At 49.9% G+C, this 25,809-nt stretch carries 24 protein-coding genes; 10 read left to right on the forward strand and 14 right to left on the reverse strand.

The window, feature by feature from the left end; genetic code table 11:
* Positions 1-90: 90 nt before the first annotated feature.
* Both DWV73_RS10975 and DWV73_RS10980 read right to left on the reverse strand, forming a co-directional pair.
* Positions 91-2,112, reverse strand: a complete 2,022-nt coding sequence (locus DWV73_RS10975) for an FAD-dependent oxidoreductase (RefSeq protein WP_117796712.1) — start codon at positions 2,110-2,112, stop codon at positions 91-93.
* 72 nt (positions 2,113-2,184) lie between these two features.
* On the reverse strand, positions 2,185-3,141 hold the full coding sequence (locus DWV73_RS10980) for a LysR family transcriptional regulator (RefSeq protein ID WP_117796713.1): 957 nt from the start codon (positions 3,139-3,141) through the stop codon (positions 2,185-2,187).
* Positions 3,142-3,599: 458 nt separating this feature from the next.
* Between DWV73_RS10980 and DWV73_RS10985 the strand changes: the two genes are divergently transcribed.
* The 5 genes from DWV73_RS10985 (at position 3,600) to DWV73_RS11010 (ending at position 9,034) form a co-directional block, all read left to right on the forward strand.
* Positions 3,600-4,814 (forward strand): MFS transporter, encoded by a 1,215-nt coding sequence (locus DWV73_RS10985; protein WP_117796714.1) that lies wholly within the window; start codon positions 3,600-3,602, stop codon positions 4,812-4,814.
* Between the two features lie 31 nt (positions 4,815-4,845).
* Complete coding sequence (gene aroD / locus DWV73_RS10990; protein ID WP_333549908.1) at positions 4,846-5,610, forward strand: type I 3-dehydroquinate dehydratase; 765 nt, start codon at positions 4,846-4,848, stop codon at positions 5,608-5,610.
* 335 nt (positions 5,611-5,945) lie between these two features.
* Positions 5,946-6,566 carry a TRAP transporter small permease gene (locus tag DWV73_RS11000; protein WP_117796717.1) on the forward strand — a complete coding sequence of 207 codons (621 nt, stop codon included), beginning with the start codon at positions 5,946-5,948 and terminating at the stop codon, positions 6,564-6,566.
* Entirely contained in the window at positions 6,566-7,855 is a 1,290-nt protein-coding gene (locus DWV73_RS11005) for a TRAP transporter large permease (protein WP_117796718.1), read from the forward strand. The genes DWV73_RS11000 and DWV73_RS11005 overlap by 1 nt, the downstream gene beginning before the upstream one ends.
* A 132-nt stretch (positions 7,856-7,987) precedes the next feature.
* Positions 7,988-9,034 carry a TRAP transporter substrate-binding protein gene (locus tag DWV73_RS11010; RefSeq protein WP_117796757.1) on the forward strand — a complete coding sequence of 349 codons (1,047 nt, stop codon included), beginning with the start codon at positions 7,988-7,990 and terminating at the stop codon, positions 9,032-9,034.
* Between the two features lie 173 nt (positions 9,035-9,207).
* Here the strand turns inward: DWV73_RS11010 and DWV73_RS11015 are convergent, their stop codons facing one another.
* The 11 genes from DWV73_RS11015 to DWV73_RS11065 all read right to left on the reverse strand — a co-directional run bounded on the left by DWV73_RS11015 (position 9,208) and on the right by DWV73_RS11065 (position 20,228).
* The gene (locus DWV73_RS11015) at positions 9,208-9,798 is read right to left on the reverse strand and encodes a 50S ribosomal protein L25 (RefSeq protein ID WP_022358832.1); all 591 of its coding nucleotides are present in this window, start codon (positions 9,796-9,798) and stop codon (positions 9,208-9,210) included.
* Positions 9,799-10,033: 235 nt separating this feature from the next.
* A complete protein-coding gene (locus DWV73_RS11020; RefSeq protein ID WP_117796719.1) occupies positions 10,034-10,849 on the reverse strand; it encodes a histidinol-phosphatase HisJ family protein in 816 nt (271 codons plus the stop codon).
* Between the two features lie 95 nt (positions 10,850-10,944).
* Positions 10,945-11,688 carry a YkgJ family cysteine cluster protein gene (locus DWV73_RS11025; RefSeq protein WP_117796720.1) on the reverse strand — a complete coding sequence of 248 codons (744 nt, stop codon included), beginning with the start codon at positions 11,686-11,688 and terminating at the stop codon, positions 10,945-10,947.
* Positions 11,689-11,690: 2 nt separating this feature from the next.
* The gene (locus tag DWV73_RS11030; protein ID WP_117796721.1) at positions 11,691-12,746 is read right to left on the reverse strand and encodes an aminotransferase class I/II-fold pyridoxal phosphate-dependent enzyme; all 1,056 of its coding nucleotides are present in this window, start codon (positions 12,744-12,746) and stop codon (positions 11,691-11,693) included.
* 75 nt (positions 12,747-12,821) lie between these two features.
* A complete protein-coding gene (locus DWV73_RS11035; RefSeq protein WP_181986254.1) occupies positions 12,822-13,667 on the reverse strand; it encodes a CPBP family intramembrane glutamic endopeptidase in 846 nt (281 codons plus the stop codon).
* Positions 13,668-13,728: 61 nt separating this feature from the next.
* Positions 13,729-14,367, reverse strand: coding sequence for an endonuclease III (nth, locus tag DWV73_RS11040; RefSeq protein WP_117796723.1), 639 nt, complete (start codon positions 14,365-14,367; stop codon positions 13,729-13,731).
* A gap of 159 nt (positions 14,368-14,526) precedes the next feature.
* Positions 14,527-15,393 carry an NYN domain-containing protein gene (locus tag DWV73_RS11045; protein ID WP_022358838.1) on the reverse strand — a complete coding sequence of 289 codons (867 nt, stop codon included), beginning with the start codon at positions 15,391-15,393 and terminating at the stop codon, positions 14,527-14,529.
* A gap of 396 nt (positions 15,394-15,789) precedes the next feature.
* The gene (gene rlmD / locus DWV73_RS11050; protein ID WP_117796758.1) at positions 15,790-17,310 is read right to left on the reverse strand and encodes a 23S rRNA (uracil(1939)-C(5))-methyltransferase RlmD; all 1,521 of its coding nucleotides are present in this window, start codon (positions 17,308-17,310) and stop codon (positions 15,790-15,792) included.
* Positions 17,311-17,340: 30 nt separating this feature from the next.
* Entirely contained in the window at positions 17,341-17,931 is a 591-nt protein-coding gene (locus DWV73_RS11055) for a TIGR01440 family protein (RefSeq protein ID WP_022358840.1), read from the reverse strand.
* A 91-nt stretch (positions 17,932-18,022) separates the two neighbouring features.
* The gene (aroC, locus tag DWV73_RS11060) at positions 18,023-19,126 is read right to left on the reverse strand and encodes a chorismate synthase (RefSeq protein ID WP_117796724.1); all 1,104 of its coding nucleotides are present in this window, start codon (positions 19,124-19,126) and stop codon (positions 18,023-18,025) included.
* Positions 19,127-19,151: 25 nt separating this feature from the next.
* Complete coding sequence (locus DWV73_RS11065) at positions 19,152-20,228, reverse strand: lactonase family protein (RefSeq protein WP_107001837.1); 1,077 nt, start codon at positions 20,226-20,228, stop codon at positions 19,152-19,154.
* A gap of 397 nt (positions 20,229-20,625) precedes the next feature.
* Between DWV73_RS11065 and DWV73_RS11070 the strand changes: the two genes are divergently transcribed.
* The 4 genes from DWV73_RS11070 to DWV73_RS11085 are packed head-to-tail and all read left to right on the forward strand — an operon-like array spanning position 20,626 to position 25,040.
* Positions 20,626-21,159: a helix-turn-helix domain-containing protein gene (locus DWV73_RS11070; RefSeq protein WP_107001836.1), complete on the forward strand. Its 534-nt coding sequence runs from the start codon at positions 20,626-20,628 to the stop codon at positions 21,157-21,159.
* Positions 21,160-21,195: 36 nt separating this feature from the next.
* Positions 21,196-22,272, forward strand: a complete 1,077-nt coding sequence (gene potA, locus DWV73_RS11075; protein WP_107001835.1) for a spermidine/putrescine ABC transporter ATP-binding protein — start codon at positions 21,196-21,198, stop codon at positions 22,270-22,272.
* Between the two features lie 18 nt (positions 22,273-22,290).
* Positions 22,291-23,112, forward strand: coding sequence for an ABC transporter permease (locus DWV73_RS11080; RefSeq protein WP_022358845.1), 822 nt, complete (start codon positions 22,291-22,293; stop codon positions 23,110-23,112).
* Positions 23,112-25,040 carry an extracellular solute-binding protein gene (locus DWV73_RS11085; protein ID WP_117796725.1) on the forward strand — a complete coding sequence of 643 codons (1,929 nt, stop codon included), beginning with the start codon at positions 23,112-23,114 and terminating at the stop codon, positions 25,038-25,040. Before DWV73_RS11080 ends, DWV73_RS11085 begins: the two co-directional genes overlap by 1 nt.
* 82 nt (positions 25,041-25,122) lie before the next feature.
* Here the strand turns inward: DWV73_RS11085 and DWV73_RS12775 are convergent, their stop codons facing one another.
* Positions 25,123-25,263: a hypothetical protein gene (locus DWV73_RS12775; protein ID WP_181986255.1), complete on the reverse strand. Its 141-nt coding sequence runs from the start codon at positions 25,261-25,263 to the stop codon at positions 25,123-25,125.
* A 111-nt stretch (positions 25,264-25,374) separates the two neighbouring features.
* Here DWV73_RS12775 and DWV73_RS11095 point away from each other — a divergent pair, with 111 nt between their 5' ends.
* Positions 25,375-25,806 (forward strand): NifB/NifX family molybdenum-iron cluster-binding protein, encoded by a 432-nt coding sequence (locus DWV73_RS11095; protein ID WP_117796726.1) that lies wholly within the window; start codon positions 25,375-25,377, stop codon positions 25,804-25,806.
* Positions 25,807-25,809: the final 3 nt, after the last annotated feature.

A 25,809-nucleotide genomic window follows, 5' to 3' on the forward strand; every position in this document is an offset into this window, starting at 1 on the left:
CCTCTTTTCTTCTCTATTTTTATAATCAAATAAAACGATATCATTCGTTCAGCGAACAGTCAGAATCTTTCAAATGCAATATTCAATTTCTTACTCCAACGGTGCCAGCTCTAAAAATCCTCTCGCTTCCAGCACGTTCAGAATCGCACGTCCTTCCATCGTTCCCTCCATGATACGGCGGGCGCGGACGGAATCTCCGATCGGGTAAATGAATGTATCTGTGTTGTCAAATGCCTCTTCAAGCTGTGCCAGAATCGGATTGTTGGCGCGCATTCCCAGACAGTTGAAACCGAGGTCAAAGTTCAGATCCTCGATCGTGCCATCCGGCAGCTTCACGGTAAATGCGTTTTCTTTGACTTCCTGCAGCGCAGTATTCACATACTCTTTCACACCATATTTGTCGTGTGTCTCACGCATGGAACATTTTGTGATCGGATCTGCCAGCATACCAATCTGCGGGAGCATATCCACGATGGTACACTTCGCGCCGCGCGGTGCGAAATACTCCACAACATCCAGGCCAACGGAGCCGCCGCCGACTACAACCACTTTTTTGCCCTTGCAGAAATCATCCGGGTATTCTCCGGCTTTTACTTTCTGAATCATCTCGAAAATGGTATCGACATGACCGGCTGCGATGTTTTCCTTGAGTCCCTTGATCGGCGGAACGACTGGAACGGAACCGGTTGCGTTGACAATGATATCCGGCTTGAACTGTTTGATCTTGTCCACGGTTGCCTCGCAGTTCAGAAATACATACAGATTTTTCAGTCTCTTCGCACGTGCTTCCAGATATTTCGGGAAGTCTTTCATACGGTTCTTGCTTGGCAGGTCGGAAATGAAGGTGGAAAGTCCGCCTAATTTACCACTCTTTTCTAATAAGAATACGTTGCATCCAACCTCGGCTGCCGTGCAGGCTGCTTCCAGACCGGCTGTACCGCCGCCGACTACAACTACGTTGCAGTTTTTATTGACTTTCAGCTTCTTGTAGATATCGCCCTCCGGAACAGCCGGGTTGACGGTACAGCGGATCGGACGGTTGACGCCGATTCGGTTTCCCGCACAGCCGACGTTACAGGAGATACATTTACGGAGAATCTCCTCCTCGCCGTTCTGCACCTTGCTGACCCAGTTCGGCTCTGCAATGAGTCCGCGTCCCATGCCGACAATATCGACATCGCCGCTCTCCAATACTTTCTCAACGACCTCCGGATCGCGGTAGTTGCCCGCATTGATAACCGGTTTACCAAATTTATCCTTCACGGCTCTTGCCATGTAGGAACGCCAGCCATCCGGCAGAAAGTTCGAGTCAATCTGATACTGTAAGGACGGGTTCAGACCGCAGGATACATCGTACATATCTACGTACTCATCCAGATATTCGAGGTATTCCAGTGTGTCTTCCAGCGTGTTGCCGCCCGGCACGCGCTCTTCCGCAGAGATACGGACGATGATCGGGAACCACGGACCTACATTTTTCCGCACCTCTTCCAGAACCATCTTCGGGAAACGGAGACGATTCTCGACGGAGCCGCCGAATTCATCGGTTCTTTTGTTGTAATACGGGGAAATAAACTGACTCATCAGATAAGAATGACCACAGTGGATCTCAATCGCATCAAATCCGATCGCCTGTACACGTTTCGCCGCCTCGCCGTATTTTTTTACGGTCGTCAGGATCTCTTCCCTTGTCATCGGACGCGGAATCTCGCCGCCTGCCTTGGTCGGGATATTGGAGGAAGACACCGTCTCCATACCGGTTCTGGCAGAGGATGCAGAAGCACCCGCATGGTTGACCTGAATCGCTACCATCGCGCCATTCTTGTGAAGATTCTCGACTAACTGATAGTAACGCGGCATAAAGCTGTCGTGATCGATGCGGATCTGGCTTGTGCCATTGGAACCAACCGGATATTCGATATTGGCATTCTCCAGAATAATCAGACCAGTTCCTCCCTTGGCACGCAGGGAATAATAATTCATATGGCGGTTGCTCATCTCACCGCTCGTCTCGCCATAGTTAGTACCCATCGGCGTCATGGCAACACGGTTTTTGATCGTCATGCGCTTAATGGTAATCGGTTCAAAAATTTTCGGGTATTTGCTCTTCATGATGAAATTCTCCTTCTCCATTGCATGAGAGGCATCCCTGTGTTTGTGACACTTTTATCTTAACCGTTTTGCTTAAAAATTAACAATATCTTTCAAGTAAATTTTCAATACGTTTTTGCTATCGGTTTCCCGTTCCGCCTGCAGACCGTCCTGACGCGCCTGCTGTTTCATATATTCAATAAAGCGTTCCACCGCCGGAAGCCGGTAGCGTTCTTTCATCCAGAACATAAAAATCTGGTGATAAATGTCCAGATTTTCAATCGGGTGAATGCAGACTCCCGGAGAAAGCTCCAGAATGTCCGTGCGCGGCATCAGTGCGATGCCAAAACTCTCCCGCACCAGTGCGACGATCGAATATTCGTCCGGACACTCCACAATGATGTCCGGCTGGATGTTGTATTTCGCATAGAGCGCGCGGGTGCGCGTCCCCATCCAGGAGTCCTTATCGTATCCAATTACCGGATACCGGTTCAGCTCCGCAAATGGAATACTCTCCCGCTCTGCCAGCGGATGATCCTTCGGCGTGATGATGACAAGCTTCTGGTTCGCCACCGGGAAAAATTCCATGTCATCCTTTTCCAGACAGCCGCCAAAGCCTACATCTAATTCACCCGTTTTTACCTTTTTTGCAATCGCCGGTGTGTGATTCTGCCAGAAATTAAACACAACCTTTTGATTTTCCGGCTGTTCTAAAAAGAGCTTGACCCGGTGCGGGATATAGTGACCGGCCAGCGGAAACACGTAACCGATGTCGATCTTTCCCCCATCCATCGAAATTTCCCGCATTTTCCCGACCGCTATGTGGCAGTCTGTGAGAATCCGGTCCGCGTACTCCAAAAACATCTTCCCCGCCTTCGTCAGGGTCACCCCGCGTCCTTCTTTTTCAAAGAGCGTCACGCCCAACTCATTTTCCAGTGACGCCATCGACCGGCTCAGGGATGGCTGTGATATATATAATTCTTCCGCCGCCTGATGATAATTTTCCAGATTCGCTATCTTCTGAAAATATAAAATCTGATTCAATGTCATTCCTAACGTCCCCCGTCTTTATGTATCTTCGTATTAACTCTTCGCAATATCAGCCGTAAATGCATCACACCAAACTTCCATAATCGTTACTGTTCACGCATACGTGCCCAGTAACGGAATTTGCCGTGGCTTCGCATTTAAATACGGCAAATTCCTGCTGCCACCACGTTTTCTTACGGCACTTTCGGTTCCAAAAGTGCCTACCCGTGAACAGTAACCCATAATCATATTTATAACACATTAATGCTTAAAATGCATTGTTTTTTTGCTATAAAAGTATTAGACTTCGGCTATAATAATTATTAGAATAAAGGCATCAAACGTGTTATTTTTCTAACACTAAAACAGAACTTTTTATATCGGCATCTCCTTTGTGTTTGTGACAGAACATCAGCCATCATCCGCCCGGTTTCCGAAACGGCAGCCCGACTAGCGGATCTTGAATTAAGGAGAAAATCATGAACAAGAAATATCTGCCAAGTGCACTTATCATGTACTTAAACTACTTTATCCATGGCGTCGGCTGTTCGATTCTCGGACAGGCAGTCATCAAGGAAGCACTTGCCGCAGCCTGGGGCGTTGAGGCAATGGCGATCACCGCGATTTCCGCTGCTTTAGGACTCGGACGTCTGATTGCACTTCCATTTGCCGGACCACTTTCCGACAAACTGGGACGCCGCATCTCAACCGCGATCGGCAGCGCCTCCTACGCAGTTTACCTGATTGGACTTGCTTTCGCATTCAACGCCGGACAAAACGGCGGCTATCAAATCGCTTATGTATGTGCAATCATCGGAGGTATCTCCAACTCGTTCCTTGATACCGGTATCTATCCGGCGGTTGCCGAGATTATCAGCAGTGCTCCGGGTGTCGCTACCATGGGAATCAAATTTTTCATTGCGATCGCGCAGATGCTTCTGCCGTTCGTACTCGGTGTTGCTGTGACAACCACCGCCACCGGCATGGTATCTTACAATCCGTTATTTATCGGATGCGGTATTATTTACGCTGTTTTATTTGTACTTATTTTCCTGTTCCCGCTGCCAGATTCTGAGCAGAAGGCAGAGGGCAAATCCGAGGGACTCATCGCCAGCTTAAAACACACAAATTTTTCGTTTGAGTCCATCGCCATGATCGTGATTGGTTTCACCTGCACCGGTACCTTCCAGTTATGGTTAAACTGCGCGCAGAACTTCGCAAAAGAAAATGCAGGCTGGGCGAACCCGTCCATCATGCAGACCTACTATTCCGCAGGTACCCTGATGGCGCTCGTTGTTACCTCCCTGCTGACCCGTAAAATCAAGGATGTACGTTTCATCCTCGTTTACCCGGTTATCTGCCTCGTTACTTTGGTTGCCGTACTCATCGGTCACAGCCAGACCCTTATGATTGCAGGCGCTTTCATCATCGGCTGGGCAGGCGCGGGCGGTCTGTTACAGATTGTAACCTCCGTCTGCAACATGCTGTTCCCGAAGATCAAGGGAACCGTAACCGCACTGGTTATGATTGCTTCTTCCTTATGTAATTACACAATTTTGACTGCCGCTTCCAAAATGGCACCATCCCATGTTATGATAATGAATATCGTACTGACTGCCATCGGCGTTCTCTTGGGACTCTTTGTCAATGCCCGCTACGCGAAAATGGTGTCTCTGGCAGAAAGCGACGAATAAATATTTATTGATAAAATGAAAGGATTCTCTGATTATGAATACTATCAAAGTTAGAAATATCGAAATCGGCTCCGGCACACCGAAGATCATCGTTCCGATCGTAGGCGTTACCAAACAGGAAATCATCGACGAGGCCAAAACGTTTGATTCTATTCCGGTTGATGTGGTAGAATGGCGTGTAGACTGGTTCGAAGGTGTCTTTGATTTTGAGAAGGTAGAAGACGTCTTAAAAGAACTGCGTGCCGTTCTCGGCGAGACTCCGATTCTGATGACCTTCCGTACCTCCAAAGAGGGCGGCGAGAAATCCATCGAGCCGGAAGATTACGCAAAGCTGAACATCAAGGCAGCTCAGACCGGCTATGTCGATTTCATTGACGTAGAGATCTTTACCGGCGACGCGATTGTAACCAAGATCATCGACGGCGCACATGCGGCTGGCGTGAAAGTCATCGCTTCCAATCATGACTTCCACAAGACGCCGGAGAAATCCGACATCATCTACCGCCTGCGTAAGATGCAGGAGATGAATGCAGATATCCCGAAGATCGCAGTTATGCCGCAGAACAAGAAAGATGTTTTAACACTTCTCTCTGCCACTGAGGAAATGACTTCCCTCTATGCGGACCGTCCAATCATTACCATGTCGATGGCTGGCACCGGCGTTATCAGCCGTCTCTGCGGCGAGGTATTTGGTTCTTCCATGACCTTCGGCGCTGCCAAGAAAGCATCCGCACCGGGTCAGATGGGCGTAAAGGATCTGGAGACTGTACTGGGACTGCTTCACAGTGCGATGTAATATCTGGCTTATCCAGTTATTCGGTTACTGTTCACGCTAACGTGCCCAGTAACTGAATTTGCCGTGGCTTCGCATTTAAATACGGCAAATTCCAGCTGCCACCACGCTATCTTACGGCACTTTCGGTTCCAAAAGTGCCTATATTATACTTTTAGCCACCTATTTTTTTACTCCCGGAAATCCCTGTACCTGCGGGTACGGAGGGATTTTCCGCGAGACACTCAAGACCTGCTACCTCCATCGCAGGTCTATTATTGTTATCAAGCGGCACATCCGTTTTCAAACGTGCCTGCATAAACAGCAACCTATTATCCGTATTTACAAGGGGATTATTCATGAAAAAAACACTTCACTGGCTGGATGAAAACCTGGAAGAATTTCTGCTGGTTGTCATGCTGGCTGCGATGACACTCATTATGGGAATCCAGATATTTTCCCGCTACGCGCTTGGGCAGTCGCTGTCCTGGTCCGAGGAGGTTACTCGTTTTCTCTTTATCTGGAGCGGTTTTTTAAGCGTCAGCTATTGCAGCAAAAAGTGCCTGTCTATCAAGATCGAACAGTTCGTCGCTGCCTTTCCACGCAGAGGTAAGGCTCTTTTTAAGGTTGTCAACCACACCTTTGAGCTGATTTTTTTCCTCTATATGATCCCATTTGCATACTCTTACATGATGTCCGCCATTCACAGCGGACAGTTATCCCCCGCCTGCGGGATTCCGATGTACTATATTCAGGCAGCGCCGTTTGTTTCCTTTCTTCTGGTAACATTCCGCATTCTGCAGCGCTGGATCATCGAATTTAAGGTTGCCCGCGGCGAAGATGTCTACGATCCGGCCCACCCGGAGCGCAATACACCGGAATCCTTTATCCATGCAAATGCAGATATGCCGGAAAAGGAATCCAATGAAATCGAATCTCTCATCGAGGCAAATACACCATCTGGAAAGGAGGAACACTGATGCCTGCTGCTCTCTTATTTGTTATCTTTGTCGTGCTGCTTGTCATCGCAATCCCGGTATCGATCACGCTCGGTATCGCCTCGGTTCTCCCTTCCGTTTTTGACCCGTCCTTCACGGTCGGCGCTAAGTATCTGATCCGCGCCATGTTCGGCGGACTGGATTCTTTTCCCCTGCTCGCCGTGCCGATGTTCGTCTTATCCGGCATCATCATGGCAAAGGGCGGTATTTCCAAGAAGCTGTTTGACGTATTCGCCTTCTTTCTTGGCAATTTTACCGCCGGTATGCCATGCGCGGTTATCGTGACCTGCCTCTTCTACGGCGCTATCTCCGGCTCTGCCCCGGCAACCGTCGCAGCCGTCGGAAGCATGACGATCCCGATTTTAAGCGCCCTCGGCTATGACCGGACTTTCTCTACCGCGATCGTGGCAGTCGCAGGCGGTCTGGGCGTTATCATTCCGCCGAGTATCCCGTTTATCATGTACGGCATGGCGTCCGGTGCCTCTGTCAGCAGTCTGTTCTTAGCCGGCGTCATTCCGGGTCTGATGATTGGTCTGCTCCTGATGCTGTATGCCATCTATCACTGCCGACGTTACGGTGAAGATAGAGAAAAAATCCACGCTGAAACCCATCTGCTGCACGAAAAAGGACTGTTCCGGGTGCTGCGCGAAAGCTTTTTCGCTCTCTTAAGCCCGGTCATCATCCTTGGCTGTATCTACAGCGGCATCGCCTCCCCCACGGAAGCAGCAGTTATCTCCGTTTTCTATGCCCTGTTTGTCAGCCTGTTCCTCTACCGGACCATGAAATTTCGGGATATCCCGCCGATTTTTGTGGAAGCGATCCGCACATTCACACCGATCCTCTTTATTCTGGCAGCTTCCACGGCATTTTCCAGAGTCCTGACCCTGATGCAGGTGCCGCAGGCGGTCAGCAGCTTTATCCTGGAACATTTCAACAGCCCGATCATGATCCTGCTTGTCATCAACCTGTTCCTGCTTATCGTGGGAATGGTCATGGATACAACCCCGGCGATCCTGATTCTGACCCCGATCCTGCTCCCGATCGTGACAGCGATCAACATGGATCCGGTCCAGTTCGGTGTGATCATGGTTGTCAATCTGGCAATCGGCTTCGTAACCCCGCCGATCGGCGTCAACCTCTTTGTCGCCAGCTCCCTGACCGACGTCCCGATCATGGCGATCGCAAAAAAAGCGATGCCGATGATTGGATTGTTCCTGGTGGCGCTGCTGCTGATTACGTTTATACCGGCTTTGTCGCTGGGATTGTTATAATGCTGAATGGACGCTTGGAAATGTTGAAGTTCTGAAAGATTTCATATAACGACTTGCTTCACGCTTTCAGGCTGTGAATGGAATATTTCACATATGAAATGGATGTTTTTAAATTTGAAAGGATCTCCCATTATGATTTATATTTCAAACCTAGTGTCCCGCCGATGCCGGACTTCTTCCCGATTCGCTACGGCGCTCATTTCTTCGTCGGTTCTTTTATTCGGCGCCTCGCTTGCGCTGAGCGGCTGCGCCTCCAGCAAGGAAGAACAGCGCTATTCCTGGCCACTGGCGACCGCCAGCCCAGAGGACACGGTAACGCAGCTGTTTGCCGAAAAATTTGCGGAGGAAGTACATGACTTAAGCAACGGCGCAATGCGGATTCAGGTTTACGCCAACTCCACACTCGGCGGTGACCGCGACCTGCTCGAAACGTGCGCGGACGGCGATATCCCGTTTGTCGTGCAGAACACCGCCCCTCAGGTTTCTTTCATGAAGGATCTCGCCGTTTTTGACCTTCCATGCGTCTTTGATTCGCTGGATGACTGCCGCAAAAAGCTGGATGATCCGGATTTTTACAATCTCATCAGCCAGGTGTACACCGACGGCGGTTACCACCTGCTCGGCATGGCAGATCAAGGATTCCGCATCATGAGCACAAATAAACCAGTTTACTCCCTGGCAGATTTCAAAGGGCAGAAAATCCGTACCATGGAAAACAGCTATCATCTCGCATTCTGGAAAGCAATCGGCGCCAATCCGACGCCGATGACCTTCAGCGAGGTGTATATCGGTCTCCAGCAGCACACGATCGACGCGCAGGAGAACCCGTATGAGGTCATCGTCTCCAACCGTCTCTACGAACAGCAGGATTATGTGGTCGAGACGAACCACCTGCCGCATCTGATCTCCTTGATTGTCAATGACGATTTCTTCCAGAACCTGACTCCAGAAGAACAGGAAATCATGACGCAGGCAGCCAAAACCGCGACCGAGTATGCCAGAGAACAGTCCGACGCGCGCATCTCCAACCGTATCGCTACGATCGAAGCGAGCGGCACCGCGATTTTAACTCTCTCGGATGAAACGCGCGATGCCATCCGGGAGGCGGCTGGAAGCGTATATGAGAATATCCGCGAGAATATTGATCCGGAAATTTATGACGCATATATGGAGCCATAACCTCATCCTCTTTTACCGTCTGCAAAAAAAAGTTCATACAAAATTCAAAAGCGGATATACCGACCATCTGGTCAGTACATCCGCCTTTTCTCATGTTTCAATCATTCCGCGAAACTTTTTATCTGCCTTGCGGACAGCATCCCGTTTCGCTTCATCCTGGCACTGCGCTTCAATTATTTAGCTTCTTCTGCGTCAGCCTCTTCATCGGTCTCCGGTACATTGTTGTGAACCGCTGTGACGGTAGCAACTACTGCCTCCAGATCGGTCAGAATATCAATGTCTTTATCTTTTGCGATCGAAAGGTCTTTGACACGAATCGTATCACCAATCTCCATCTCACCAACATCAACTTTGACTTTCTCAACCAGTGCAGCCGGTAATGCGCGGTACGATACTTCTTTCAGTACCTCCTGCAGAACGCCAGCTTCTACCTTGTCGTGGTTCTCGAAGATAATCTCAGCAACGGAATGAACCTTCTCATTGCTTACCAGCGCCTGGAAATCTATCTCTACAACCTGATTTGCCATTGCATCATAGTCAACTTCCTTGATCAGGACATCGTAGACTTCACCTTCTACATCCAGCATAATCTGTCCGCCCTTGGTCTCGGTCTTCAGCAGACGATCCACGTCTTTCTTTTCCATCTTAACAGGAATGGAGCCCTGAATCTTCTTACCAAATACGTTGCCTGTTACATAGCCTTCTCTTCTGAGTCTCTTTGCCTTAACATCCATGCTTCTTTTTTCAGCTTTTAAAGTAGTCATTTGTCTTTTCCTCCAAAAATCTGATCTGCGCCTTCCGCACACCCTGTGTGGAAAACACATTGTGCTTAGCAGCCCTCAGCCATGGGGTTTTGTTAAGTATCTATCTCCTTGTTACGGCTCATATTATAGCAGTGTTCTCTGAAAACGATTCACCAAAAATAAAAATATTTCGGCTTTATTTTCAGCATTTTTAAGATTGAAATTTAGAATTTGTATATTTTTCTTTCTGTCTTTTTTATACAAGAAGTATCTCCCTAAATCCGCCACCCGGTTTCAGGGCACACACACTTTTAAATCCACACGCCACCGCCAGCTCCTGCGCCTGCTTAAACCCATATCCGATCGTGTCGGCACTGTGGCTGTCGGAGTTGATGAGGATACGTCCGCCGCAGGCACACAGCTCATTTAACAGAGCTGCGGACGGGTACGGCGCACTCCGATAGCCGCGGGACATGGCGCCTGTGTTGATCTCAAACGGAATCCCCAGAGCCGCCAGTTTGTGCATCGCCGTGATCGCCGGTTCCAGATAGGCGTCTTTCGTCTCGTCAAAATGTTTATATCCCTCGTTAAATTTTGTCAACAGGTCAAAATGTCCGATGAAATCGCATTTTGTCCGGTCATAAATCTGCGCCTCTGCCTCGAAATACTCCTGTGCAAAGGCGTACCAGTCACCATGCCACAGCGTCTCGACTGCTTTTACCAGTTTCTCTTCCGTATCATCCACACAAACATACTCGCCATCCTTGATGAGCGCATGGGTCGAGCCGATCGCGTACTCTGCTTTCTGCACCGGTCCCAGTCCATCCAGCTCGATCCCGATATAGAGATTCATCTTTCCCCGGTATTCCTCCCGGAGTTCTTGAAGTTCTTCGGTATACTGGCAAAGCTTCTCGTCGTCCATCCCGAATCCCGGCTCAAACATCGAAAAATCAGCATGTCCTGAAACACCAAAATCGGTCATTCCTATCCGGTATGCCGCCTCCACCATCTCCCGCGGTGTACTCTTTCCGTCGCAGAACGTGGTGTGGGTGTGAAAATCTGTATGAAGCATCGGTAATCTCCTTTCTTATTTCACTCTGTCAAAACGTTTCTGCCTCTTCACAGCTGCGGGCAAACATCCTTGCGGATTTGTCTTCAACAAAGGATTTATCGCAAACTCCGCTCCGCCATCTGCATCCGCTTTTCAAACTGCTCGTAAAAGTCCTTCTCTCCATCATACGGAAGCAGATAGAACAGTTTCATAATCAACAGATTGCGCCGTTTTTCGCGCTCGGCTGCCGCAGTGGCACGGTTTTTCTTCTGTATCTCCTGTTCCTCCGGCGTTCCGATGCATGGTTCTGCCAAAAGGTTCTGCGCCGCCTCCGTTTCCGCCATTCTTATATCTTTTAAGAAATAATGCCACCGGCTGATATACGCCTCATACCGCTTTAAATCTGGCGTATCGATCCATTTTTTCACTTTGACTTTCGTCCGGTTTTCCTTTTTACACTCATGAATCTGGAGAAAATACTGGAAACTTCCATTTTCATAAAAGCGACCCAGTGGAAACAGGCGGCAGATGCCCGGCCGGTACGCATGAATCTGGCAGCGCCCCGCCTCATCAAGAAATCCGCAGGCTTCCTCCGCCCCACTCCGGAGCGCCAGATTTGGCAGAATCTGTCCGTCCACGACGTTCCACTCTACCTTTTTTTCCTCCAGCAGATGTTCCAGTGTGTCCCCGCGCAAGGCGGTCAGACGGTACACATCATATGGATCCAGCACGATCGAATTACCCATTCCGCGGCAGCACGCCGAACAGCCCCGGCAATCATCGCATCCAGCTTTCACCATATCATCCCGGCTGTACAGCTTTCCGTCTGAAATCTCCGCCATCGTTACATTACGTTCCATCTCTACTTCTCTCTTTCTGCCTCAATCCGATCCAGAATCTCCCACAAATGTTCCAGATCCGCCTCTCTGGTCGCCCAGCTCGTCGCAAAGCGGACAACGGTGTGATCCTCGTCATACCGCTCCCAGAAGCTCACGGAAACCTCTTTTTCAATCTGCTCCATCCGGTCATTTTCCAGAATCACAAACTGCTGGTTGGTCGGAGACTCACGGAAAAACGTATAACCACGCTGTTTTAATCCCTTCTTTAAAGCCACCGCCATCTCTACCGCATGGCGTCCCAGGCGCTCATACAGCCCGTCAGTAAACAGCACATCAAACTGGATTCCCAGCAGGCGTCCCTTTGCCATCAGCGCGCCCTGCTGCTTGATCCGGGTAATAAAATGCGCCGGGACATTCTTCTTCTCACCAAATACAACTGCCTCTCCGCAGAATGCGCCCACCTTCGTGCCGCCGATATAAAATACATCACACAGATGCGCGATCTCCGAAAGACTCAGGTCATTTCCTTCTCCCGCCAGACCATATCCAAGACGCGCCCCGTCCAGATAGAGCGGGATTTCATACGAACGGCAGATCTCCGAAAGCGCCTGCAGCTCCTTCCGGCTGTATAAGGTTCCGTATTCCGTCGGCTGGGAAATATACACCATTCCCGGAAACACCATGTGATTGTGGTTTCCATCCGCCTCGAAATTTTGCAGATATTCCTGCAGATCCGCCGGATCAATCTTCCCATCCTTTTCCGGAAGCTGTAACACCTTATGCCCGGTGTACTCGATCGCCCCGGCTTCATGAATACTCACGTGCCCTGTCTGCGCTGCCACTACTCCCTCATACGGTGCAAGAATACTGCTGATCACAACCGCATTCGTCTGGGTACCGCCCACCAGAAAATAAACCTCCGCCTCCGGGCATCCGGTCGCCTCCTGTATTTTTCTGGCAGCACTCTGGCTGTACCGGTCCATGCCATATCCCGGCAGACTCTCCCGGTTCGTCTCCGCCAGCTTCTGGAGTATCTCCTCGCAGGCGCCTTCTGTATAATCGCTTGCAAATGAAAGCATCTTAATATCTCCTCCTGTCCTTTCTTCGAGCAAACACAATCCTGCGTTCTCAAAATTGTTTATATTTTTATGTCCTCACCAGTGCCAGAGAAGCCCCCGCATCAGCATCGCCGTCAAATTTGCTGCACTGTGAAATAACACAGGTTCCCACAGACGGTTCTTTTTTTCATACAGCCACGCCAGTATAAGTCCCATGAGCGCCGCATAAATCCCCTGCGCCCAGTTTCCATGCACCAACCCGAAAAATGCCGCCGACCCAAGTGCCGCCCAGAAAAATGGGAGCGCCATACGCAGGCGCTCAAATATAATGCCGCGAAACAGCAGTTCTTCGGAAAGTGGGGCGGCAATGCCCATGAGAAAGAACTGCTGCCACAGGGCGCCGGAAAATAAAGCGGCGGTGCCCTCCGACGCACCTTTTCCCAGAGCTGCCGCAAGCATATCCCCCTGAGGCATTTTCAAACACAGAGACACCGCTTCAGCTACCTGCCCAGTCATCCGAACCTTTTGCACTGCAATATGCAGCACTCCCAGGAAAATCTCCTTTTTTTCTAATGCCCAGAAAATCATGTTAAACACAGCACTGAACGCAGCTGCCCCCAGCAGGATTTTCCACACATCCGGCACTTTTTCCCAGAAATATCCACATTTTTCTTCCTTTGTCGTCTTTATCTGTGGAGAGACCTGCTCTTTCATCCCGTCTGCCTCTGCTATGCGCCTGTTCTCTTTCTTTTTCTGGATCCTCCGCCAGTAAAATGGATAAATCACAGCAAATGTAAGAAACGACGACACGGTTCTTCCCACATTTCCCTCCAGATGTCCCAGCGCCTCCACACATCCGCCGATTAAATCGCTGATGACGCACGGAAAAAACATCTGCCAGACGATACGCCAATCCGCTGTCTCCTGCCGTTCTTCGTCCATTTTTCTGCCTCCTGTCATCCTTTTCCTATCTGCATCTGTTTCCATGACTTTTTCAGACTTTCTACTCCACGCCTGCCTTCGCGCAGATATCCTGCAGACAGCACTTGTCACAGTACGGCTTCGTCCGCGCCGTACAGACTTCACGCCCGTGATACACCAGGCGGTGGCAGAAATCGCTGCCCTCCTCCGGTGGAATCAGCTTCCAGAGTGCCATTTCCACGCGCTTCGGGTCCTTGATTCCTTCCACCAGCCCTATCCGGTTTACCAGGCGGATGCAGTGCGTATCCGTGACGATCGCCGGTTTTCCAAACACATCCCCCATAATGAGGTTGGCACTCTTTCTGCCGACTCCCGGAAGCTTTAACAGAGCGTTAAAATCATCCGGCACATGCCCGCCGTACTCGTCGCGCAGCACCTTCATACAGGCGCTGATGTCCCGCGCCTTGCTGTGTCCCAGACCGCACGGCTTCACAATCGCCTCGATGTCTTCCACCGGGGCATCCGCCAATGCCGCCACATTTGGATATTTCTCAAACAATCCCTTGACTACCACATTGACACGCGCATCGGTACACTGCGCCGCCAGACGGACACTGACCAGCAGCTTCCACGCCTGATTGTAGTCCAGCGTACAACCCGCATCCGGATATTCTTTTTTCAGGCGGTCAATTACCTCTAATGCAAGCTCTTCCTTTGTCATGTTCCTGTCTCTCCTATCTTCTATCCTTCACTTTTCAATTTACAGTCTGTCTTTGTAACAGCTGACACAACACTACAACCACTGCTGCATTCTTCCAGCCTCATACGAATCACAGCCGCTTCTGCAACTTTTTATTCTCATACGAACCGCATATGCTTACTATTCTTCCGCGTCCGCATCCTTCTTTCGTTTTCCGCCGCGCCGTACCTTGGAAAGTACCGGCTTTTCTTCTTTCTGTTTGACACGCACATAGATGATCGACAGAATCTTATTGTGCGGATTGCGCGCTGACCGAACCTCAACGGAATCAAACAGCTCGATAAACTGCTTCAACTTCGTGCATTTATAATTTCGCGGGTCAAATCCCGGCACACGCTTTGGAAGATTGTCTCCCAGCTCCGATAAATCCACCCATCCGTCATCGTCCGCATGTGTATTGATGATCGAGATAATCTCTTTCTCCATCTCCTCCATGTTCGGAATATTGCTGACTGCATTCGGATCGCTTTCTTTCTCTGCCTCTTTTCTGGAACCATCCGCCTCACTCTCCTTGCGCGTCTGCGGCAGGGACGGATTCTGCGACGGATTTTCATCGTTTAATAAAATATCCAGGAATTTAAATGTCTCACACGCCGAAACAAATGCATTCGGCGTCTTGCGCTCTCCCATGCCGATCACCGTCATGCCTGACTCACGCAGGCGCAGCACCAGCTTCGTAAAATCACTGTCCGAGGTGACGATACAGAAGCCATCCACATTGCCCGAATATAAAATATCCATCGCATCGATGATCAGCGCCGAATCGGAGGCATTTTTCCCCTGCGTATAATTGTACTGGAAAACCGGCGTGATCGCATAGTCGCGCAGGTTCTTCATCCACGCCCGCACGCTCGGCGTCTGAAAATCGCCGTAAAGGCGCTTGTATGTCGCACTTCCATAATTGCTGACCTCATCTAAAATCAGCTTGATATACTTGCCGGACACATTTTCCGCATCGATCAGTACGGCTATTTTTTTGTCATCCATCTCCTGTTTCCTTTCTCAAATACCGCTCAAAATATTCTCTGCCGCTTTCATCAGGGCGCACTTTCCTTTGAAATAAAAAGGCACCGGAACTTTCGCACGGTCGCATGATCGTGACTCTGAAAGCCTCCGGTGCCGGAATTTCTCATTTTCACACCGCCGAAACGGTCGTGATCGACAGCCGATACAGCTTATCTATAAGTGTATCACGTTCATGAGAAATCAGCAAATATTCTTTTTATTGTTCAGGCAAATGGATTCTCCGTCTTATAAAGCATTCCCTTCGGCTGGTTAAAGCCAATCTCCGGGATGGCAAAAATTCCGATGAAACCAAAGGAATGCGTCGCGACCGGAAGCACCTCGCCCTGTGCGATATACGCACGCAGGATACCCTGAATTTTACACTTCTCTTGTCGCTATCTTTTTAGTTAATAAAGCTACCGTCTCCACATGCCCGCTCATCCCGAACATATCACAGCATCTCACGCGCTCCACCGCGTATCCTCTTTCATCCAGATACTTCACATCGCGCGCCAATGTGGCGGAATCGCAGCTGACATAGACTACCCGCTTTGGCTGCATCCGGACGATCGTGTCGAGGCAGACGCTGTCACAGCCTTTGCGCGGCGGATCGACGACGATGACATCGGCATAGACCTGATTTTTTTCATACTCCCTTGGAAGTACCTCTTCAGCTTTTCCGACGAAAAACTCGACATTTTCCATGCCATTTAATGCCGCGTTCCGGCGGGCATCCTCGATCGCCGGAGGGACGATCTCTACACCGTACACTTTCTTCGCTTTCTGCGCCAGAAACAGGGAAATGGTTCCGATTCCGCAGTACAGATCCCATACAGTCTCCCCACCGGTCAGCCCCGCGTATTCCAGCGCCGTTCCATAGAGTTTTTCCGTCTGCACCGGATTGACCTGATAGAAAGAAAGCGGCGAAATCTGGTACGATACATTTCCGATTTTATCTGTGATATAACCCGGTCCGTATAAGTTTACAAGCTCCGCACCAAGAATCACGTTTGTTTTTTCCTGATTGATGTTGTAGGAAATACTGGTCATGCCAGGGACTTCTTTTAAGCGTTCCACAAAAATATCCGCGTGCGGCAGCTTCTTTCCATTGATGACGAGACAGACCATCAGCTCGCCGTTTGAAAATCCCTTCCGAATCAATGCATGGCGAATCAGACCCTTATGCGTCTCCTCGTCATATGGCGCAATCTGGTATTCTTCCATGATTTTCTTGATAATATCCAGAATTACCGCATTTTCTTCGACACCCAGCAGGCAATCCTCCGCTTCCACAATATGGTGGGTGCGTCCCGCGTAAAATCCGGCAATGATTCTTCCATCCTTATCGCGTCCAAACGGAAACTGTGCCTTGTTGCGGTAGCGCCACGGGTGCTCCATCCCCAGGATCGGCTCCATGGTGATAGTTTTATCCACACCTTCCCCGGCACTTTTCCCCGACACGTTCTCTGCTTTCACCCCCGCATCGGTTGTCTCCATCCTTTCGGATGTATTTCTTTCAGATACATTCTCAGGCACACTCACTTCATCCGCCCGCTCCGGCAGCCGCAGGTTCTCCATCCCGCCGATCCGGCGCAGGTTATTGTAGACCTTGCGCTCCTTAAAATGAAGCTGCGCCTCATAACTCATCATCTGAAGCTGGCAGCCGCCGCACTGTCTTGCGACCGGGCATTCCGGCATCACACGGTCTTTGGATGCTTCCAGCACCTCCATCAGACGGGCAAAGCCGTAATTTTTCTTCATTTTCATCGCCCGCGCCCGGATCCGATCCCCGATCACGGCATCTTTTACAAACCAGATATAACCGTCCTGCTTTCCGATCCCGGCTCCATCTTCGCTCATATCTTCGATTGTCAGTTCAAATTCATCATTTTTCCTGATTTCCACGTTTTTTTGTACTCCTCATTTTCTTTATTTCGCATCCAGATAATGCGCCCGCTCTCCGCCAATATATTTCAGCCTCGTTCTCGCACACGTCACATGGGCGCCGCCGATCGCACGGATCGAGGTCCGCACCGGAACTGCAACCGGGCGCAGGTGCATACCGATGAAAGTGTCTCCGATATCGATGCCCGCGTGTGCCTGAATCCGCTCTACGGCTGTCGGATGTTCAAATCCCGCATAGGCTGCCGTTGCAAAGGAACCGCCTGCTTTTAGCTGCGGCACGACGTTTACCATCTCCAGACCATATTTTTCCGCCGCTTCTTCTTCCACAATCAGCGCCCGGTTCAGATGTTCACAGCACTGTGCCGCCAGATAAAGCCCTTGCGACTTGGTAACTGCATACAGCTCCTCAAACACCGCTTTTCCGATCTCGGCACTGGAATAGGAACCGATCTTATGCGATGCAATCTCGCTGGACGAGCATCCGACCACCAAAATCTGTCCCGGCTTCATATTTGCCGCACTGAGAAGTTCCTCTGCGGCAATCCGTACCTCCTGGCGCAGCTCCTCTAACTGTCCTGCTGTCTCTATTTCTTTTGAAATTCCTGTTGCACTCATCCTGCTGCCTCCTGATTTAATGCCAGAAAAAGCCGCGGACCAAACAGGCTGAGCCCGCCGCAGCTTTTCCAAAATTTTTATTTACATTCCCTTACTTCCGGTAAAACTCCTGAATCCGATCCAGCCTCGCCGTCATGCCGCCCAGCAGCATATCCGCCGCCGCAAATGCCGCCATCGCCTCAACCACGACAACCGCTCTCGGCACAATGATCGGATCATGGCGTCCCTTGATGCTGATACCGATCTCCTCGCCGCTCTTATTGACGGTTCTCTGCTCTGCGGCAATTGACGGGGTCGGTTTAAATGCCGCACGGAACACAACTTCGCTTCCATCCGTCATACCGCCTAAAATGCCACCTGCATGGTTCGTCGCCTTGCCGATGCTTCCATCCGGATCCATGACAAATGCGTCGTTGTTCTCGCTTCCTGCCATCTGCGCCGCATGGAAACCCTCTCCGATCTCGAAGCCTTTAACAGCACCGATCGAGCAGATTGCCTTTGCCAGGTTCGCATTAAATTTATCAAAAACCGGTTCACCAAGCCCTGCCGGAAGACCGGCAATCACGCATTCCACGATACCGCCAGCAGAATCTTTCTCCGCCATCTTCCTTTCCAGATACTGCTCTGCCTCTGCGGCTGCGGCAGCATCCGGCATATACAGCTTATTCTTTTCACATTCCGCCAGATCAAACCGATCCGGCGCCACTTCCACCGGTCCGATCGCTTTCGTGTATGCTTTTACCTGAATGTTCAAGGATTCCAGCAGCTTTGCCGCGATAGCGCCTGCTGCCACGCGTCCGATCGTCTCGCGTCCCGAAGAACGTCCGCCGCCCCGATAATCCCGGAAACCGTATTTTTCATCGAAGGTATAATCCGCATGTCCGGGACGGTAATAACTGGCGATCTCACTGTAATCCTTCGAATGCTGATCCTGGTTCCGCACCAACATCGAGATCGGCGTGCCCGTCGTCCGCCCTTCAAAAACGCCTGACAGGATCTCCACCGTATCGCTCTCGCTGCGCTTCGTCGTAAAACGGCTCTGCCCCGGTTTGCGGCGGTCCAGATAACGTTGAACGTCTTCCTCACAAAGCGCAAGCCCCGCCGGACAGCCATCTACGACCACGCCCACGCCTGCGCCGTGGGATTCGCCCCACGTTGTCATTGTCAGTATTTTTCCGTATGTTGATCCTGCCATTCTCGCTATTAACTCCTTCTGCCATTTAGTCTGCTTTCTTTCCTCTCGTAGGTACCTTTGTAATCACACAGCAGTTTGGCTCATTCACCGAAATACTGCGTCCGCTCATCACCAGCAGTTTCTCCTTATATTCCACCTGGAAGAAAGAAATGCTGTTACTGCCGTGGTTGATCGACGCCAGATGGTTTCCATCCGGAAAAATCGCGATATCCTTCGGGTAATCTCCACTGATCGGAAGACAGCAGAGCAGCTTCAAAAGCCCCGTCTGTGCATCACGCTCGTAGACACTGACTGAATTATCGCCCGCATTGCTGCAGAACAGATGTGTCTCGTCCTCGGACATCCGGATCGTGCACGCTGCAGTCAGCTGGCTAGTGCGCTCCGGTGCGGTCGATGGGATCGTCTGGATCTTCTCGATCTTCGGCACACGATCGCCCGTTTCATACGTGTATACATCAATCACATTTTTGATTTCATACATCAAATACAAGAATTTTCCATCCTTGCTGAACATGAAATGTCTCGGACCAGATTCCAAATCACAGCGGATCGCGTCCACCAATGAAAGGGTTCCCTTCTCGCCATCAAACCTGTAAATCTTGACCTGGTCAATTCCCAGATCGGCTACCAGCAGGAATCTGCCATCCGGCGTGCGCTCCGCACAGCTCACATGCGGGCGGAACGTGCGCTCTGCCACGCTTCCAAGTCCCTTGTGGTAAACGCCGTCGGTCACTTCCCCGATAGAACCGTCCGGTTTCAGGCGGACCACCGTCTCCTTGCCGTCATGATAGCCGGATACGAAGATAAACTTGTCCTCCGCATCGGTCGCAATATGGCAGCCGCGCATCGCCTTGATATTTGCGCTGTTCACACGGCTGAGTGCGCCGTTTTCCAGAATCCGGAACGCCACAACGCCCTCATCCGCGATGGAATAGAGCATCCGCCCGTCATGTGAAACAGTTAAATAGGAAGAGTTGTCCACTTCCACCTCGCACCGGTAGATAAATTTTCCCTTTTTTACATCCACATCATACACGGTAATTCCCTTTGCCTGACCGTTGTATGAGTAAGAACCCACATATGCCATATACTTATCCTGCATGAAATGTTCCTCCTTTGATCCCCCAGAACCGTTATAACGGTTTCTATCAAATTATCTGCCCCTATTTTATCATCATACCGCCATTTTTGCACTCTTTTTTCACACAATTTGAGAACCCCCGGATTTTCCCGTTTTTTTCCTTGACACCTTCCCCACATTCTGTATAATAGATACTCGGAAGCAAGTTTATTATTTCTAAACAAAAAGATTAATTTTACATTCATTTTAGAATTTCTAAACTTTCATCTTACTTTTGCATGTTTCTAAAAAACGCCGGACGGATGGTTTTCCCACCCAGTTTTTATAAAAAAGAATGTGCCCTAGCGCATCCTCGTGGAGCGTTTTTTGTTTCATAGGACGCAATTTCCTATGAAACCAGGAAAGGAGGTTCCCTCTGTTGAGTATAGGAGGAAAATTAAAGGAACTGCGAATTTTAAAGGGTCTGACGCAGGAAGAGCTGGCTGACCGCGCAGAGCTTTCGAAGGGATTTATCTCCCAGGTAGAGCGCGATCTGACCTCCCCGTCCATCGCTACTTTGATGGATATTCTCCAGTGTCTCGGCACAACCATAGGGGAGTTTTTCAACGAGGCTCCGGAAGAGCAGATTGTATTTGAAAAAAACGACTATTTTATCAAGGAAGATCCGGAACTGAAAAATGAGATTCAGTGGATCATCCCGAACGCCCAGAAGAACACGATGGAACCGATCCGCCTGACACTCGGTGTCGGCGGCTCCACCTATCCGGACAGCCCGCATGAGGGTGAGGAATTTGGCTACGTTCTTTCCGGCAGCATCCTGATTCATCTGGGGAACCGGACGTACAAAGCCAAAAAGGGCGAATCTTTTTACTATACGAGCGACAAGACGCATTACCTTGAAAGCCGCTCCGGCGCGACGATCCTCTGGGTCAGCTCGCCGCCAAGTTTCTAATACTACACATTATTTTACTATTTACGGAGGAAACGCATGAGCCAGCCATTAATCGATTTACAGCATATCTCGAAACGCTTTGACGACACCCTGGTCCTGGATGACTTGAGCCTTTCAGTAAAGGAAAATTCCTTTGTAACGCTCTTAGGTCCCAGCGGCTGCGGCAAGACGACCACGCTCCGCATCATCGGCGGATTTGAATCCCCAAATACAGGAAAAGTAATTTTCGGCGGCGAAGACATCACCAAACTTCCGCCAAACAAGCGCCAGCTAAACACCGTATTCCAGAAATACGCACTGTTTCCGCATATGAGCATCGCAGATAATATCGCATTTGGGCTAAAAATTAAGAATAAATCAAAAGCATATATTGATGACAAAATTAAGTACGCTTTAAAGCTTGTAAACCTAAACGGCTTTGAGCATCGCAGCATTGACTCTTTGAGCGGCGGTCAGCAGCAGCGTATCGCCATTGCGCGTGCGATTGTCAACGAGCCAAAGGTCCTGCTTCTCGATGAGCCGCTCGGTGCCCTAGATTTAAAACTGCGACAGGACATGCAGTATGAGCTGATCCGTCTGAAAAATGAGTTAGGCATCACTTTTATCTATGTTACCCACGATCAGGAAGAGGCATTGACGATGTCCGATACCATCGTTGTCATGAACCAGGGTTATATCCAGCAGATGGGTTCCCCGGAACAGATCTACAACGAGCCGGAAAACGCATTCGTTGCCGACTTCATCGGCGAGAGCAACATTGTGGACGGTCTGATGATCCACGACGAGCTGGTTGAAATCTTCGGTGCGAAATTTGCCTGCGTCGATAAGGGATTCGGAACAAACCAACCGGTAGACGTTGTCATCCGCCCGGAGGACATCGACCTCGTAAAACCGGAGGAAGGCACGCTGCAGGGCATTGTCACCCACCTGATTTTCAAGGGCGTCCACTATGAGATGGAAGTCACCACACCGGACGGCTATGAATGGCTGGTTCACAGCACGGATATGTTCCCGGTCGGCGAGAAGGTCGGCATCCATGTAGACCCGTTTGACATCCAGATCATGAACAAGCCGGCGTCAGAGGACGAGGAAGCTGTGGGCGTCAATGAATAGAAAGGAGTCGGACTTAGCATGAAATCAAACGTGAAACGGCTCTTCGCCGGTCCTTATATTCTCTGGATGATCGGTTTTACCATCATCCCGCTCCTGCTGATCGTATACTACGGTCTGACAACCAAAAGCGGGGCATTTACACTGGCAAATGTCTGTTCCATCACGACACCGGAGCATATGAAGGCGCTGCTCTTATCCCTGGGTCTGTCTCTGGCTGCGACCGCCATCTGCCTGCTTTTGTCCTATCCGCTGGCTTTGGTGCTGCGCCGCCGCGGCATTGGGGCAGGCAGCTTCATGGTATTCGTCTTCATCCTTCCGATGTGGATGAATTTCCTGCTCCGCACCCTCGCGTGGCAGACGCTCCTGGAGAAAAATGGCGTTATCAACGGCATTCTTTCCTTTCTCCATCTGCCAAATATTGCCATCATCAATACCCCGTGGGCGATCATTCTGGGTATGGTATACAACTTCCTGCCTTTCATGATTCTCCCGATTTATAATGTGCTGGCAAAGATCGACGACAATACCATCAACGCCGCCAAAGACCTGGGTGCAAACAATTTCCAGACACTCATTCACATCTGGATTCCGCTCAGCATCCCGGGCATCATCAGCGGCATTACCATGGTATTTGTCCCGGCGCTGACAACCTTCGTTATTTCCAGTCTCTTAGGCGGCAGCAAGATCCTGCTCATCGGAAATGTCATCGAGCAGGAGTTCACCAAGGGAAGCAACTGGCACTTAGGTTCCGGTCTCTCGCTGGTTCTGATGATTTTCATTTTACTGAGTATGGCGCTCATCGCCAAATACGATAAAGAAGGGGAGGGCAATGCGTTCTGATGAAACATAACCGCTTAAAACTGTTTTTCCAGGACTTTTACCTGGCGCTCATCCTGCTCTTTTTATACATCCCGATCGTGACCATGATCGTTTTGTCCTTTAACAACACAAAATCGAGAACCGTCTGGGGCGGTTTTACCACCCGCTGGTATACGCAGATGTTCCAGGATTCCGCCATCATGAATGCCTTAAACAATACGCTGCTCATCGCGTTTGCGTCGGCTCTGATCGCGACCGTCATCGGCACGATCGCCGCCATCGGCATCAACAGCATGAAACGGATTCCGCGCACCATCGTCATGGGAATCAACAACATCCCGATGCTGAACTCCGATATCGTAACCGGTATCTCCCTGATGCTGGCATTTATCGCGTTCGGTATCTCTCTCGGATTTAAAACCGTGCTGATCGCGCATATCACATTTAACATTCCATATGTGATATTAAGTGTCATGCCGAAACTCAAGCAGACGAACCGGTACACCTACGAAGCCGCTCTGGATCTCGGTGCCAGCCCACTATATGCCTTCTTCAAGGTCGTATTTCCAGACATCGTCCCAGGTATCCTCTCCGGCTTTTTGATGGCATTTACGATGTCCCTCGATGATTTTATCATTACGCACTTTACAAGAGGTGCCGGTATGGATACCTTATCCACCCTGATCTACAGCCAGGTGCGCCGAGGCATCCAGCCGACGATGTACGCCCTGTCCACGCTGATTTTCGTGGCAGTCCTGGTGCTCCTGGTAATCACCAACTTTGCCCCGGAGAAAAAATCCACCGGCAATGCGACTGTGATTGACACAGAGACCATCAAGCGCCGCAAACGCAACAACCAGATCAAGAACGGCGTTCTGGGACTTGCCTGCACGCTGATTCTGCTTGTCGTTGGTGTCAGCACCTACAGCCGCTACACCACAACTCATTCAAACGAACTGTACGTCTACAATGCAGGCGAATATATTGATCCAGACCTGATTGAGGAATTTGAACAGGAAACCGGAATCAAGGTTACCTACGACGTATTTGAGACACTGGAAGAAATGTATCCGGTCATCGAAGCCGGCGGCGTCAACTACGATGTAGTCTGCCCATCCGACTACATGATTCAGAAAATGAAGGAAAATGACCTGCTTGCCGAACTCAACTTTGACAATATTCCAAATGTCAAAAACATTGACCCGCAGTACATGGAAATGTCCAAGCAGTTCGACCCGGAAAACAAATATTCCGTGCCATACACCTGGGGAACCGTCGGTATTCTTTATAATACGAAGCTCATCGAAGAAAAAGGACTTCCAGTTCCGGCCAAATGGTCCGATCTCTGGAATCCGGCTTATAAAGGCGAGATCCTGATGCAGGACAGCGTCCGCGATGCCTTCATGGTAGCGCTCAAAAAAGACGGCTTCTCTGCCAACTCGACCGACGAAACCGAACTCCAGCAGGCAAAGCAGGATCTGATTGACCAGAAACCGCTCATACAGGCTTACGTCATCGATCAGGTGCGTGACAAGATGATCGGCGGCGAGGCAGCCATCGGCGTCATCTACTCCGGCGAGATCATGTACATCCAGGATGAGGTAGCCGCACAGAACCTCCCATTCTCTCTGGAATATGTGATCCCGGAAGAGGGAACCAACGTCTGGCTCGATTCCTGGGTAGTTCCGAAAAATGCGAAAAATAAGGAAAACGCAGAAAAATGGATCAATTTTCTCTGCCGCCCGGATGTCGCAGTCAAAAACTTTGAGTACATTACCTACGCGACGCCAAACAAGGCAGCCAAGGAAATGCTGGACAAAGAAATCCAGAACAACAAAGCCGTCTTCCCAGATGCGAAGCAGCTGAAAAACTGCGAGGTTTACCGGTATCTTGGGGATGAGGCGGACGAGCTTTATAATAGTTTGTGGAAAGAAGTTAAGTCGGATTAAGGGGCTTGCTGCTTCAAATCATAATTGTAAAAAAGAGTCAACAGAAGTGCATTCTGCTGGCTCTCTTTTTCTATCAAAGATATTATACTTCCAATGCCGCTTTTAAGTCTTCCATACTGGAATATCTCGGTGCATTTGGATCTTTTACAATCGTTCTTCCTTCTTCGATTGCTATCAGTAACGCATCCTTCTTTTCATTCTTCTCAATATTTACTTCATCCATACAAGCCACCTACATATATGTCTATTATATATTTTTTCATAAATAACATATACATTTATATTGATTTTTCAATTCTAAGCGCTATACTATCTCTAAAAAAGGAGGTCACTCATGAAAATTGCAGTCCCTTATGAAAACGGAGAAATCTGCTCCCACCTGGCTCAGGTGAAAGAATTTTTAATTTTTGATGTAGTTGACGATGAGATTATTTCCACCAAAACCGTGAAACAGACCTATGCAAACGATCCCGGCGCGCTGGTCGAGTTTCTGAAAAAAGAAAATACTGCCGTTCTCCTCTGCGACGCCCTTCCGATCCCGATGATGATCGCCCTGCGCGAAACCAGCATTCAGGTTCTCGGCGGCGCCAAAGGCGCTCCTAAAGACCGCATCGAAGACTTCTTAAACGGAATGCTTCACTTTGACCGGAGCGGAAATAACGGACCATCCTGCGGCGTCCACCTGCCGGACAACAATAAAAATGGCACTGACTCCGACGCCGAATGCGACGGAAATATCAGTGCCTGTGGGACTTGGTGCCACTAATTC

It is taken from the genome of Clostridium sp. AF12-41, from assembly GCF_003461685.1.
Classification (GTDB): domain Bacteria; phylum Bacillota; class Clostridia; order Lachnospirales; family Lachnospiraceae; genus Otoolea; species Otoolea fessa.

What these genes read in the sequence shown, in the direction of transcription:
- DWV73_RS10975 (WP_117796712.1), bottom strand. Translation starts at nt 2,112, where the DNA reads ATGAAGAGCAAATACCCGAAAATTTTTGAACCGATTACCATTAAGCGC.
- DWV73_RS10980 (WP_117796713.1), bottom strand. Translation starts at nt 3,141, where the DNA reads ATGACATTGAATCAGATTTTATATTTTCAGAAGATAGCGAATCTGGAA.
- DWV73_RS10985 (WP_117796714.1), top strand. Translation starts at nt 3,600, where the DNA reads ATGAACAAGAAATATCTGCCAAGTGCACTTATCATGTACTTAAACTAC.
- DWV73_RS11000 (WP_117796717.1), top strand. Translation starts at nt 5,946, where the DNA reads ATGAAAAAAACACTTCACTGGCTGGATGAAAACCTGGAAGAATTTCTG.
- DWV73_RS11005 (WP_117796718.1), top strand. Translation starts at nt 6,566, where the DNA reads ATGCCTGCTGCTCTCTTATTTGTTATCTTTGTCGTGCTGCTTGTCATC.
- DWV73_RS11010 (WP_117796757.1), top strand. Translation starts at nt 7,988, where the DNA reads ATGATTTATATTTCAAACCTAGTGTCCCGCCGATGCCGGACTTCTTCC.
- DWV73_RS11015 (WP_022358832.1), bottom strand. Translation starts at nt 9,798, where the DNA reads ATGACTACTTTAAAAGCTGAAAAAAGAAGCATGGATGTTAAGGCAAAG.
- DWV73_RS11020 (WP_117796719.1), bottom strand. Translation starts at nt 10,849, where the DNA reads ATGCTTCATACAGATTTTCACACCCACACCACGTTCTGCGACGGAAAG.
- DWV73_RS11025 (WP_117796720.1), bottom strand. Translation starts at nt 11,688, where the DNA reads ATGGAACGTAATGTAACGATGGCGGAGATTTCAGACGGAAAGCTGTAC.
- DWV73_RS11030 (WP_117796721.1), bottom strand. Translation starts at nt 12,746, where the DNA reads ATGCTTTCATTTGCAAGCGATTATACAGAAGGCGCCTGCGAGGAGATA.
- DWV73_RS11035 (WP_181986254.1), bottom strand. Translation starts at nt 13,667, where the DNA reads ATGGACGAAGAACGGCAGGAGACAGCGGATTGGCGTATCGTCTGGCAG.
- nth (WP_117796723.1), bottom strand. Translation starts at nt 14,367, where the DNA reads ATGACAAAGGAAGAGCTTGCATTAGAGGTAATTGACCGCCTGAAAAAA.
- DWV73_RS11045 (WP_022358838.1), bottom strand. Translation starts at nt 15,393, where the DNA reads ATGGATGACAAAAAAATAGCCGTACTGATCGATGCGGAAAATGTGTCC.
- DWV73_RS11055 (WP_022358840.1), bottom strand. Translation starts at nt 17,931, where the DNA reads ATGAGTGCAACAGGAATTTCAAAAGAAATAGAGACAGCAGGACAGTTA.
- aroC (WP_117796724.1), bottom strand. Translation starts at nt 19,126, where the DNA reads ATGGCAGGATCAACATACGGAAAAATACTGACAATGACAACGTGGGGC.
- DWV73_RS11065 (WP_107001837.1), bottom strand. Translation starts at nt 20,228, where the DNA reads ATGCAGGATAAGTATATGGCATATGTGGGTTCTTACTCATACAACGGT.
- potA (WP_107001835.1), top strand. Translation starts at nt 21,196, where the DNA reads ATGAGCCAGCCATTAATCGATTTACAGCATATCTCGAAACGCTTTGAC.
- DWV73_RS11080 (WP_022358845.1), top strand. Translation starts at nt 22,291, where the DNA reads ATGAAATCAAACGTGAAACGGCTCTTCGCCGGTCCTTATATTCTCTGG.
- DWV73_RS11085 (WP_117796725.1), top strand. Translation starts at nt 23,112, where the DNA reads ATGAAACATAACCGCTTAAAACTGTTTTTCCAGGACTTTTACCTGGCG.
- DWV73_RS12775 (WP_181986255.1), bottom strand. Translation starts at nt 25,263, where the DNA reads ATGGATGAAGTAAATATTGAGAAGAATGAAAAGAAGGATGCGTTACTG.
- DWV73_RS11095 (WP_117796726.1), top strand. Translation starts at nt 25,375, where the DNA reads ATGAAAATTGCAGTCCCTTATGAAAACGGAGAAATCTGCTCCCACCTG.